Source organism: Belnapia sp. AC561 (assembly GCF_979252845.1).
Genome location: NZ_CEEDBP010000028.1, coordinates 72,480 through 83,663, shown reverse-complemented (window position 1 = coordinate 83,663; position 11,184 = coordinate 72,480). Strand labels below are relative to the sequence as shown.

Annotated in this window: 10 protein-coding genes; 7 read left to right on the top strand and 3 right to left on the bottom strand. The window is 70.0% G+C overall.

Annotated features, from left to right (window positions below):
* Positions 1–92: 92 nt before the first annotated feature.
* Positions 93–1,277 (bottom strand): Na+/H+ antiporter NhaA, encoded by a 1,185-nt coding sequence (nhaA, locus tag AC0IW9_RS20875; RefSeq protein ID WP_471650232.1) that lies wholly within the window; start codon positions 1,275–1,277, stop codon positions 93–95.
* 151 nt (positions 1,278–1,428) lie between these two features.
* A complete protein-coding gene (locus AC0IW9_RS20870) occupies positions 1,429–3,132 on the bottom strand; it encodes a gamma-glutamyltransferase family protein (protein ID WP_471650231.1) in 1,704 nt (567 codons plus the stop codon).
* Positions 3,133–3,228: 96 nt separating this feature from the next.
* Between AC0IW9_RS20870 and AC0IW9_RS20865 the strand changes: the two genes are divergently transcribed.
* From AC0IW9_RS20865 to phoB, 7 genes are all read left to right on the top strand, one after another.
* Positions 3,229–4,023, top strand: coding sequence for an enoyl-CoA hydratase-related protein (locus AC0IW9_RS20865; RefSeq protein ID WP_471650230.1), 795 nt, complete (start codon positions 3,229–3,231; stop codon positions 4,021–4,023).
* A 155-nt stretch (positions 4,024–4,178) separates the two neighbouring features.
* Positions 4,179–5,222, top strand: coding sequence for a phosphate ABC transporter substrate-binding protein PstS (gene pstS, locus AC0IW9_RS20860; RefSeq protein WP_471650229.1), 1,044 nt, complete (start codon positions 4,179–4,181; stop codon positions 5,220–5,222).
* Between the two features lie 22 nt (positions 5,223–5,244).
* Entirely contained in the window at positions 5,245–6,216 is a 972-nt protein-coding gene (gene pstC, locus AC0IW9_RS20855) for a phosphate ABC transporter permease subunit PstC (protein WP_471650228.1), read from the top strand.
* A gap of 4 nt (positions 6,217–6,220) precedes the next feature.
* Positions 6,221–7,108, top strand: coding sequence for a phosphate ABC transporter permease PstA (gene pstA / locus AC0IW9_RS20850; RefSeq protein WP_471650227.1), 888 nt, complete (start codon positions 6,221–6,223; stop codon positions 7,106–7,108).
* A 72-nt stretch (positions 7,109–7,180) separates the two neighbouring features.
* The gene (pstB, locus tag AC0IW9_RS20845; protein ID WP_471650233.1) at positions 7,181–7,972 is read left to right on the top strand and encodes a phosphate ABC transporter ATP-binding protein PstB; all 792 of its coding nucleotides are present in this window, start codon (positions 7,181–7,183) and stop codon (positions 7,970–7,972) included.
* Positions 7,973–7,983: 11 nt separating this feature from the next.
* Positions 7,984–8,703, top strand: coding sequence for a phosphate signaling complex protein PhoU (gene phoU / locus AC0IW9_RS20840; protein WP_471650226.1), 720 nt, complete (start codon positions 7,984–7,986; stop codon positions 8,701–8,703).
* Positions 8,703–9,437, top strand: a complete 735-nt coding sequence (phoB, locus tag AC0IW9_RS20835; protein ID WP_471650225.1) for a phosphate regulon transcriptional regulator PhoB — start codon at positions 8,703–8,705, stop codon at positions 9,435–9,437. Before phoU ends, phoB begins: the two co-directional genes overlap by 1 nt.
* Here phoB and AC0IW9_RS20830 read toward each other — a convergent pair.
* Positions 9,434–11,161 carry an ABC transporter ATP-binding protein/permease gene (locus AC0IW9_RS20830; protein WP_471650224.1) on the bottom strand — a complete coding sequence of 576 codons (1,728 nt, stop codon included), beginning with the start codon at positions 11,159–11,161 and terminating at the stop codon, positions 9,434–9,436. The genes phoB and AC0IW9_RS20830 overlap by 4 nt on opposite strands.
* Positions 11,162–11,184: the final 23 nt, after the last annotated feature.

Genomic DNA, 11,184 nt, shown 5'->3' with positions numbered 1-11,184 from the left:
GACGTGCGGCCGGGGGGGCGGGTCCGGGCGGCGGCGGATCGGTAGGCGAGGTCGAGGAGGATGCTACCTCCCCAAACCCCAGAGGAAGCGGACTACCGCGACGCCGTCCCCGGCCAATCCTGCGGCGCGAAGCGCAGCAGCGCATAGCCCAGCAGCCCCGCGACCAGCGACCCGCCGAGGATGCCGATCTTCGCCTCCGCCTGCAGCAGCGGGTCGCCGGGGAAGGCCAGCAGGGTGATGAACAGGCTCATCGTGAAGCCGATGCCGCAGAGCAGCGCCGTCCCGGCCAGCTGCAGCCGGCCCGCATGGGCCGGCATATCCGCCCAGCCGAGCCGGATCACCAGCAGGGAGAAGCCCAGCACGCCGACCACCTTGCCGACCAGCAGCCCCAGCCCGACGCCGAGGGTGACCGGCGCCACCAGCGCTTCGCCCGGCATGCCGAGGAAGGGCACCCCGGCATTGGCCAGGCCGAAGATCGGCAGCACCAGGAAGCCGACCGGCAGGTGCAGGGCATGTTCCAGCCGGTGCAGCGGGCTGCCCGGTTCCTGATCCGGGCGGCCCGGGGTGCGCTGCAGGGGAATCGTGAAGGCGAGGATCACGCCGGCCAGCGTGGCATGGACGCCGGAGCGCAGCACCAGCACCCAAAGCACCAGGCCGAGCAGCAGATAGGGCGTCAGGGCCCGCACGCCGAAGCGGTTCATCCCGGCCAGGATGGCGATCACCACGCCCGCCCCCGCCAGGTCAGGCAGGGACAGTCCCGCCGTATAGAACAGGGCGATGATGACCACGGCGCCGAGGTCGTCGATGATGGCCAGCGCCGTCAGGAAGACCCGCAGCGAGGCAGGCACCCGCTTGCCGAGCAGCGAGATGACGCCCAAGGCGAAGGCGATGTCGGTCGCGGCCGGGATGGCCCAGCCCTGGGCGGTGGGGCCGGGGTTGAAGGCCAGGTAGACCAGGGCCGGCACCGCCATGCCCCCGGCCGCCGCGACCCCGGGCAGGATGCGGCGCGGCCAGCTGGACAGCTGGCCATCCAGCGCCTCGCGCTTGATCTCGAGCCCGACCAGCAGGAAGAACACCGCCATGAGGCCGTCATTGACCCAATGCCCGAGGGACAGCGGCCCGACAGTGGCATGCAGCAGGGCCTCATAGCCCGGACCGAGCGGCGAATTGGCGAGCACCAGGGCCAGGGCGGCCGTGCCCATCAGCACCAGGCCGGCGGAGGACTGGCCATGGAGGAAACGCCGGAGCGCGCTCGGCTGGGTATCGTGATGGGCCATGACGGGGTCTCCAGGCACAGGATTCCACCGCTGGCGGCCCGACCAGCGTTAGACCCTGCCCGGTCCATGGCGGACCCGACACCCGGGATTGCTATCGCATCGGCGGCCGCCTGACGCAACCGCGGCAGGCCGGAGCCTGCCTCGTCACCTGTCAGCTGGCGATCGCATAGGCCGGCCGGCGCGGATCCGCCCCCGCCGCCAGCATCCCCGTCTCCGGGTTGCTCAGCACCACCTCCACGGTCCCGGCCAGCCAGGTCCGGTGCGGCCAGTCCTTCACCTCATGGCCCTTGGCCGCCAGGGCATCCCGCGTCGCCTGGGAGATGCCGTCCTCCACCGCCAGCCGCCCGGGGAAGTAGTCGAAGGGCGCGAAGGAGGAGGGAAAGGAATAGCTGGCGATGCGGGGGGCCTCGATCGCCTCCTGCACCTCCATGCCGAAGTGCAGGATGTTCACCATCACCTGCAGCATGGCCTGGATCTGCACGTCGCCGCCCGGGGTGCCGAAGGGCATGACGCCGCCCTTGTCCGTCACCACCATGGCCGGGTTCGGGGTCAGCCGCGGCCGCTTGCCGGGCGCCACGCCGCAGGGGTGGTTCGGGTCCGGGCGGGACTGGCTGCCGCGGTTGCTCGGGATGATGCCGAGGCCCGGCACCACCGGCGAGTTCCAGGACCCGTCGGAGGGCGTGGCGCTGAAGGCATTGCCCCAGCGGTCGACCACCGCGCAGTAGGAGGTATCGGCCTCGACCATCGGCATGCTGCGCGCGGCGGGGTCGTACTGGGCGGGGGCGTTGCGGCCGAGCAGCGGGCCGGGCATGCCGGCCAGGGCGCGGTCGGGGTCGATCTCGGCGAGGCGCCCGGCGAGGTGGCCATCGGCCAGCAGCCGGTCGAGCGGGACATCGACGAAGGCGGGGTCGCCGAAGTGGTATTCGCGGTCGGCCATGGCCGCCTTGATGCATTCGGTGAGCAGGTGGAGGTATTCGGGGCTGTTGTGCGCCATGGTGGCGAAGCCGCCCTTCTCGAACAGCAGCAGGGCCTCCAGCAGCGCCGGCCCCTGGCACCAGGGGCCGCAGGTCAGCACCTCATGCCCGCGCCAGCTGCGGCGCACCGCGGGCTCGATCCTGGACCGGTAGGCCGCGAGGTCGGCCATGGTGAGGTAGCCGCCCTCGCGGGTCATGAAGGCGGCGATCTCGCGGGCGATGTCCCCCTGGTAGAAGGCCGCATGGGCGGCGGCGAGGCCGGCCAGCCTCCCCTTCCCCGCCGCCTTCTTCTCCTCGTCGGCCATGTACTGCAGGGTGCGGGCGAGGTCGGACTGGACGAACTTCTCCCCCACCTCGGGGCGGCGGCCGCCGGGGAGGAAGATGGCGGCATTGCCGGGCCAACGGGCGTAGTCGGCCTCGTGGGCACGGATGTTCTCGGCCAGCAGCGGATAGACCGCGTAGCCGTCCCGGGCATAGCGGATGGCGTGCTGCGCGACGTCGTGGAAGCCCATGGTGCCGTGGCGCTCCAGCGCGGTGATCCAGGCATCCGGCGCGGCCGGCACCACGGTGCGGAGCACGCCGTTCGGGATCTTGCCGCCATGCTCCCGCATGAAGAGGTCGGCCGGGATGGAGGCGGGCCAGGGCCCGAGGCCGGCGATGGTCTCGACCGTGCCATCGGCCATGCGGATCAGGATGGGCGCGACGCCGGCGACATTCACCAGGTCCGGCAGCAGCACGCCGAGGGCGATGCCGGCGGCGCAGCCCGCATCCACCGCATTGCCCCCGGCCTCCAGCACCGAGAAGCCGGCGGCGGCGGCCAGGTAATGCCCGGCGGAGACGGCGTGGCGGGTGCCATAGAGGGTGGGGCGGGTGGCATGCATGGCGCGGGGCCTCCTGGGGCGGTGGGACAGGCTCGGCCCGGCGCCAAGCGGCTGTCAATGCGCTAACAAGGGTCCGAACCGGAGGAAGCCACCGCCATGCCCGAAGACGCCCCCGTCCTGCTGACCCGCGATGCCCGCGGCATCGCCACCGCCACGCTGAACCGGCCGCAAGTGGGCAATGCCTACAACGCCGCGATGCTGGAGGGGCTGATCGGCGCGCTGGGCCATCTGGCGACCGATCCCGGCGTCCGCGCCCTGGTGCTGCGCGGCGCGGGGCGGCATTTCGCCGCCGGCGCCGACATCAACTGGCTGTCGGAGGTCTCCGGCTATGCGCCCGAAGCCGCCTACGAGGCCTCGCTGGCGACCACCCGTGCCATGCAGCTGCTGAACGAATTCCCCAAGCCCACCATCGCCATCATCCAGGGCGCGGCCTTCGGCGGCGGCTGCGGCGTGGTCTGCTGCGTCGACGTGGCCCTCGCCACGCCGGCCGCCATCTTCGGCCTGACCGAGGTGCGGGTCGGCGTCTCCCCCACGCCGATCTCAGCGCAGATGGTCCAGGCCATGGGCCTCCGCCAGGCCCGGCGCTACGCCATCACCGGGGAGCGCTTCGGCGCCGAGGAGGCCCTGCGGATCGGCCTGGTGCATGAGGTGGTGGACCCGGAGGCAATCGAGCAGCGGCTGGAGGAGGTGCTGGCGGCGGTGCTGCTCTCGGCCCCCGGGGCGGTGGCGGCGACCAAGGACAGCATGCTCGGCGTCAACGGGATGAAGCTGGACGCGCGGCAGATGGCGCTGCTCGCGCATGAGGGCTGGATCCAGCGTGCCTCCGCCGAGGGCCGCGAGGGGCTGGCCGCCTTCCGGGAGAAGCGCCGCCCGGGCTGGGCGCCGGAGTGACGCCCCAGATACGGATGACTGGCGGATATATCCGGCCACCTGTCATCGTATCTTCATAGAACTGCAATCGGACCGTCTTACCGCCCGGCTAGGAAGGCGCCGCCGCGCCGGGGTGCCCCACACCCCGGCTGGCCCAGATTCGCGGAGAGACACACGTGCAACGTCGCCAATTCCTGCTCGGCTCCAGCCTCGCCGCCGCCACCTTCGGCATGCCGGCCTTCGCCCAGGGCGGCCAGATCACCGGCGCCGGCGCCACCTTCCCCAACCCCGTCTACCAGAAATGGGCCGAGGCCGGCCGCACCGCAACCGGGCTGACGGTGAACTACCAGTCGGTCGGCTCGGGCGCCGGCATCAACCAGATCAAGAATCGCACCGTCGACTTCGGCGCCTCCGACGCGCCGCTGACGGTGGCCCAGCTCGAGGAGGCCAACCTCCTGCAGTTCCCGGCGGTCATGGGCAGCCTGGTCGCCATCGTGAATATCCCCGGCATCGAGAACGAGCAACTGAAGCTGACCGGCGAGGTGCTGGCCGATATCTACCTCGGCAAGATCACCAAGTGGAACGACGCCCGCATCACCGGCCTGAACGAGGGGCTGGCGCTGCCGAACCTGGCGATCGCCCCGGCCTACCGGGCGGATGGTTCGGGGACCACCTTCGTCTGGGTCTCCTACCTCTCGGCCGTCTCGCCGGAATGGAAGAGCAAGGTCGGCGTCGGCACCTCGGTCCGCTTCCCCGCCGGCACCGGTGCCCGCGGCAACGAGGGCGTGGCCGGCACGGTGAAGAACATCCGCGGCGCCATCGGCTATGTCGAGAATGCCTATGCCATCAGCAACAAGCTGGTCACCACCCAGCTGCGCAACAAGGCCGGGCAGTTCGTGAAGCCGACGCAGGAGGCCTTCATCGCCGCCGCGACCAATGCCGACTGGACCGCGCCGGGCATGGCCGCCAGCTTGATCGACCAGGCCGGCGCCACCTCCTGGCCGATCGTTTCACCGACCTTCATCCTGCTGCCGAAGAACCCCTCGGATGCCGAGCGCAGCCGCAACGTGATGAAGTTCTTCGACTGGGCCTTCAAGAACGGTGCCACCCTGGCCCAGGAGCTGGAATACATCCCGGTCCCCGCCCCGGTGCAGGATGCCATCCGCGCCGCCTGGAAGGCCGAGGTGAAGGCCAACGGCCAGCCGGTCTGGAACGGCTGAACCACCTGCCGGAGCGCTGAGCATGCAGCAGGCCGCAACCTTCCCGACCGCCGCGGCGAGGCCCACCGGGCGTCGCCGCACCAACCTCGGCGACGCCGTCTTCTCCGCCGCCTGCCATGCGGCGGGCGGGCTGGTCCTGCTGCTGCTCGGCGGCATCATCGTCGAGCTCTTCCTCGGCGGGCTGCCGGCCTTCAAGGCCTTCGGCCTGCCCTTCATCTGGTCCACCGAATGGGACCCGGTGACCGAGGTCTTCGGCGCCGGCGTCTCGATCTACGGCACGGTGGTCACCGCCGTGCTGGCGATCATCCTCGCCGTGCCGGTCGCCTTCGGCGTCGCCTTCACCCTGACCGAGCTGGCGCCGCCCTGGCTGCGCCGCCCGGTCGGCACGGCAGTGGAGCTGCTGGCCGCCGTGCCCTCCATCATCTACGGCATGTGGGGCTTCTTCCTGATCGCGCCCCTCATGGCGCAGTACGTCCAGCCGACGCTGATCGACAGCATCGGCGAGCTGCCGCTGATCGGCGTGCTGTTCCAGGGCCCGCCCTTCGGCACCGGCATCCTGACCGCGGCGCTCATCCTCGCCATCATGATCCTGCCCTTCATCGCCGCGACCATGCGCGACGTCTTCCAGCAGGTACCGCCGGTCTTCAAGGAAAGCGCCTATGGGCTGGGCGCCACGACCTGGGAGGTGATGAAGGGCGTCGTGCTGCCCTATACCCGCATCTCGGTCGCCGGCGGCATCATGCTCGGCCTCGGCCGGGCATTGGGGGAGACGATGGCGGTCACCTTCGTCATCGGCAATGCCAACCGCATCACCACCACGCTGTTCGGCCCGGGCAATACCATCGCCTCGGTCGTGGCGCTGGAGTTCGGGGAAAGCGAGACCGGGTCGCTGAAGCTCTCGGCGTTGCTGGCGCTGGGCTTCATCCTGTTTGTCCTCTCCTTCATCGTGCTCGCCACCTCGCGCTTCCTGCTGCGCTCGCGGCTGAAGGTCTGACCCGATGAGCGCTACCACTCACCCCGCCCTCGCCCCGGTCAAGGACTTGGCGGTCGCCGCCCGGCTCGGCCGCCGCCGGAAGCGGGCCGACCGCATCGCCCGCACGCTGTCGCTGCTGGCGACCGGCATCGGCCTGGTCTTCCTCGCCTCGATCCTGGCGACGCTCTTCGTCAAGGGCTTCGGCGCGCTCAACCTCTCGGTCTTCACCGAGGTGACGCGGCCGCCGGGCTCGAACGGCGGGCTGCTGAACGCCATCGTCGGCAGCCTGATCCAGGTTGGGCTGGCGACGCTGGTCGGCACGCCGATCGGCATGCTGGTCGGGACCTACCTGGCGGAATACGCCAAGGGCTCGCGCTTCGGCGACGTGGTCCGCTTCGTCTCCGACATCCTGCTCTCGGCGCCGTCCATCCTGATCGGGTTGTTCGTCTACCAGCTGCTGGTGCTGCCCTTCGGCGGCTTCTCCGGCTGGGCCGGCGTCGTCGCGCTCAGCATCATCATCATCCCCATCGTGGTCCGCACCACCGAGGACATGCTGAGCCTGATCCCGAATACCCTGCGGGAAGCGGTGATCGGCCTCGGTTCGCCGAAATGGAAGATGATCATGCTGGTCTGCTGGCGCTCCGCCATCTCCGGCATCGTCACCGGCGTGCTGCTCGGCATCGCCCGCATCGCCGGCGAGACGGCGCCCTTGCTGTTCACCAGCCTCGGCAACAATGCCTGGTCCACCGATCTGAACCAGCCGATGCCGAGCCTGCCCATCACCATCTATTCCTACGCCGGCTCGCCCTTCCAGGACTGGATCGAACTGGCCTGGGCCGGGGCGCTGCTCATCACCCTCGCGGTCCTGATCCTGAACATCGCGGCCCGCAGCCTGCTGCGCGGCGGCAAGTAGATGCAGCGCACGGCACCGGAAAAGGAAGACGCCATGAGCTCCACAACGACCACCACCGCCAGCCGGCCCAGCATGGGCGCGATGCAGGCGCGGTCCGAGGCGACGCTGAACGACGCCAAGGTCGCCATCGACGGCCTCGATTTCTACTATGCCGCCAACAAGGCGCTGAAGGGCATCCGCCTGGATATCCCGGCCCGCCAGGTGACCGGCATGATCGGCCCCTCCGGCTGCGGCAAGTCGACGCTGCTGCGGGTGCTGAACCGGATGTACAGCCTCTACCCCGGCCAGCGCGCCGAGGGGAAGGTGATGATGGACGGCCAGAACATCATCGACGACGACGTGGACCTGAACGAGCTGCGCTCCAAGGTCGGCATGGTCTTCCAGAAGCCCACCCCCTTCCCCATGACCATCTACGAGAACATCGCCTTCGGCGTGCGGCTGCACGAGCAGCTCTCGAAGTCGGCGATGGACGAGCGGGTGGAATGGGCGCTGTCGCGCGCCGCGCTCTGGACCGAGGCGAAGGACCGGCTGAATACCTCCGCCATGGGCATGTCGGGCGGCCAGCAGCAGCGCCTCTGCATCGCCCGCACCATCGCGGTGCGACCGGAGGTCATCCTCTTCGACGAGCCGACCTCGGCGCTCGACCCGATCTCCACGCTCAAGATCGAGGAACTGATCGACGAGCTGAAGCGCGACTTCACCATCGCCATCGTCACCCACAACATGCAGCAGGCGGCGCGCTGCGCCGACCAGGTCGCTTTCTTCTACCTCGGCGAGCTGATCGAGGTGGCGCCGGCGGCGCAGCTGTTCACCGCGCCGCGGCACCCGAAGACCCAGGAATACATCACCGGCCGGTTCGGCTGAGGACCCAGAGCATGGAACAGCAGGCTGAACACACCGTCCGCAGCTATGCCGAGGAGCTCCGCCGGCTGCGCGACATGATCGCCCGCATGGGCGGCCTCGCCGAGCGGCAGGTGGCGGATGCCGTCGCCTCCCTGCTGCGGCGGGATACCGACCTCGCCACCGAGGTGGTCGGGCGCGACGTGGCGATCGATGCGCTGGAGCGGGAGGTGGAGCAGTTCTGCATCCGCATCCTGGCGCTGCGCCAGCCGGTCGGGCAGGACCTGCGCCTCATCATCGCCTGCCTCAAGATCAGCCACGGGCTGGAACGCATCGGCGACTATGCCCGCAATGCCGCCAAGCGCAGCATCGTGCTGGCGCAGCAGCCGGCGATCGGCAGCCTGAACGGCTTCAACCGCATGGCGGTGCTGGTGCAGGAGAACCTGAAGGGCGCCATCGACGCGCTGGTCAACAACGACGCCGACCGCGCCGACGAGGTCTGGGCCGCCGACGAGCCGGTCGACCAGGTCTACAACGGCATCTTCCGCGAGCTGCTGACCTTCATGATGGAGGATCCGCGCAACATCACCGCGGCGACGCACCTGCTGTTCGTCGCCAAGAACCTCGAGCGCATCGGCGACCATGCGACCAATATCGCCGAGACGGTGCATTATGCCGTGAACGGCGACAGCCTGCCGGATGAGCGTCCCAAGGGCGATGCCTCGGCCTATGCCGTCGTAAGGCCGCCGGTGTGATGAGCGGCGTTCGGGCAATGCCGGAGCTGGTGCAGGGCCATGCCCGGCCAACCATCCTGGTGGTGGAGGACGAGGCGCCGCTGATCACGCTGCTGCGCTACAACCTGGAGAAGCAGGGCTTCCGCGTCGAGGAAGCCGCCGATGGCCAGGAGGCCTTGCTGCGCGTCGCCGAGGCCCGGCCCGACCTCATCCTGCTCGACTGGATGCTGCCGGCGCTCTCGGGCATCGAGGTCTGCCGGCAATTGCGGCGGCGCCCGGCGACCCGCGACCTGCCGATCATCATGGTGACGGCGCGGACCGAGGACCAGGATGCGGTGCGGGCGCTGGACATGGGGGCGGACGACTACATCGCCAAACCCTTCGCCATGGACAGCCTGCTGGCCCGCATCCGGGCGCTGCTGCGGCGTTCCGGCAGCATCGCCACCAAGGGGATGCTGGCCTATCTCGACATCAGCATGGACCAGGATGCGCATCGGGTGACGCGGGCAGGCAAGCCGCTGCACCTCGGCCCGACCGAGTACCGGATGCTGGAGTTCTTCCTGCAGAATCCCGGCCGGGTCTTCAGCCGGGAACAGCTGCTGGATGCCGTCTGGGGCCGCGACATCCATGTCGAGCCGCGTACCGTGGACGTGCATATCCGCCGGCTGCGCAAGGCGATCAACATCGAGGGCTGCACCGACGTGATCCGCACCGTGCGCTCGGCGGGGTATGCGCTGGACCAGGAGGCCGGCTAGGCCTCCACCAGCCTGCCCTCCCGCACCCGCAGCGACCGGTCGTGGTATTGCGCCACGGCCGGGCGATGCGCGATCGAGATCAGCGCCGTCCCCGGCAGCCGCTCCTTCAGCAGCGTGTAGAAGCGCGCCTCGGCCTCCGGGTCGAGGCTGGCGGTCGCCTCATCTAGAAACAGCCAGGCCGGCTTCAGCAGCAGCGCCCGGGCCAGCGCCACCCGCTGCTGCTCACCGCCCGAGAGCTGGCGGTCCCAGGCCTCCTCGGTATCGAGCCGCGGCGCGAGATAGCCGAGCCCGGCATCGGCCAGCGCCGCATGCACCACCGTATCGGAGAACTCCGCCATGTCCCGCGGGTAGCAGAGCACCCGGCGCAGGCTGCCGAGCGGCAGGTAGGGCCGCTGCGGCAGGAACAGCGTCTCGGCCGGCGGCGGCATGTGCACCCGGCCATGGCCGAAGGGCCAGATGCCAGCCAGCGCCCGGAACAGCGTGGACTTGCCGCTGCCGGAGGCGCCGGCGATGACGACGGCCTCTCCGGCGCCGATCCGCGCCGAGGCGCCCTCCAGCAGCACCCGGCCGTCCGGCAGGGCGATGCCGAGGTTGTCCATCACCAGCGCCTCGCCGCCGTCGGCGCCGGCCTGGATGCCGCTCCCGCTGGCGGCCCGCGCCGCGGTGATGGCATCGAGGAAGCCGGTGACCCGCTGCACCGTGGCGCGCCACTCGGTCAGCGCGGCGTAATTGTCGACGAACCAGGACAGCGCACCCTGCACCTCGGAGAAGGCACCCGAGGTCTGGGTCAGCCCGCCGAGCGGGATGCGGCCGGCGAAATAGGCCGGGGCCGCGACGACGAAGGGGAAGACGATCGCCACCTGGGAATAGGCCGCGGTGAAGAAGGTCAGCCGCTTGGTGGCGACCATGATGGCCCACCAATTGCCGATCAGCGCGCCGAAGCGGTCCTTCAGCCCGCGCTTCTCATCCGCCTCCCCGCCATAGAGCGCGACGCCCTCGACGTTCTCCCGCAGCCGCACCAGGGCGAAGCGGAAATCGGCCTCCACCCGCTGCTGCTGGAAGTTCAGCCGGATCAGGCTGCGGCCGATGAGGTGGGCGAGGCCGGTACCCGCCAGGGCATAGAGCAGCGCCACCCAGACCATGTAGCCGGGAATATCGATGCCGAGCACGGTCAGCGGCCCGGACAGGCCCCAGAGCACGATGACGAAGCTGAACAGCGTCACCACCGACCGCATCAGCCCGAGGCCGAGCGCCAGGGTATTGTCCACGAACATGCGCAGATCCTCGGCGATGCGCTGGTCGGGGTTGTCGGTGCCGGGATCGGTCAGCGCCACGCGGTAATAGGCGCGATCGGCCAGCCAGCGGTCCAGCACCTCCCGCGTCAGCCAGCTCCGCCAGCGGATCTGCAATGCCTGGCGCAGATAGAGCTGATAGACCGCGATGAGGATATAGAGCGCGGCGACGAAGACGAAGCCCGGCATCGGCCCGCTGTCCGTCTGCCGCCACCAGAACAGCAGCGACCAGAAGGCGCCGGCATCCTTCTCCTGCAGGCTGTTGAAGAACTCGCGGTTCCAGTAGCTCAGCAGCACGCTCATCCCGACCAGGGACAGGTTCAGCGCGACGACGACGCCGAGCAGCAGCCGGGCGCGCCAGCGCTCCTCGCTGCGCCAATAGGGACCCGCGAGGCGCCAGGCGTCGCTGAGGAAGTGGCCGATGCGGCGCATGGCAGTCTCCGGGAGGCAGGAGT

Coding starts and splice junctions, on each gene's coding strand:
- nhaA (WP_471650232.1), bottom strand. CDS start 1,277: ATGGCCCATCACGATACCCAGCCGAGCGCGCTCCGGCGTTTCCTCCAT.
- AC0IW9_RS20870 (WP_471650231.1), bottom strand. CDS start 3,132: ATGCATGCCACCCGCCCCACCCTCTATGGCACCCGCCACGCCGTCTCC.
- AC0IW9_RS20865 (WP_471650230.1), top strand. CDS start 3,229: ATGCCCGAAGACGCCCCCGTCCTGCTGACCCGCGATGCCCGCGGCATC.
- pstC (WP_471650228.1), top strand. CDS start 5,245: ATGCAGCAGGCCGCAACCTTCCCGACCGCCGCGGCGAGGCCCACCGGG.
- pstA (WP_471650227.1), top strand. CDS start 6,221: ATGAGCGCTACCACTCACCCCGCCCTCGCCCCGGTCAAGGACTTGGCG.
- pstB (WP_471650233.1), top strand. CDS start 7,181: ATGGGCGCGATGCAGGCGCGGTCCGAGGCGACGCTGAACGACGCCAAG.
- phoU (WP_471650226.1), top strand. CDS start 7,984: ATGGAACAGCAGGCTGAACACACCGTCCGCAGCTATGCCGAGGAGCTC.
- phoB (WP_471650225.1), top strand. CDS start 8,703: ATGAGCGGCGTTCGGGCAATGCCGGAGCTGGTGCAGGGCCATGCCCGG.
- AC0IW9_RS20830 (WP_471650224.1), bottom strand. CDS start 11,161: ATGCGCCGCATCGGCCACTTCCTCAGCGACGCCTGGCGCCTCGCGGGT.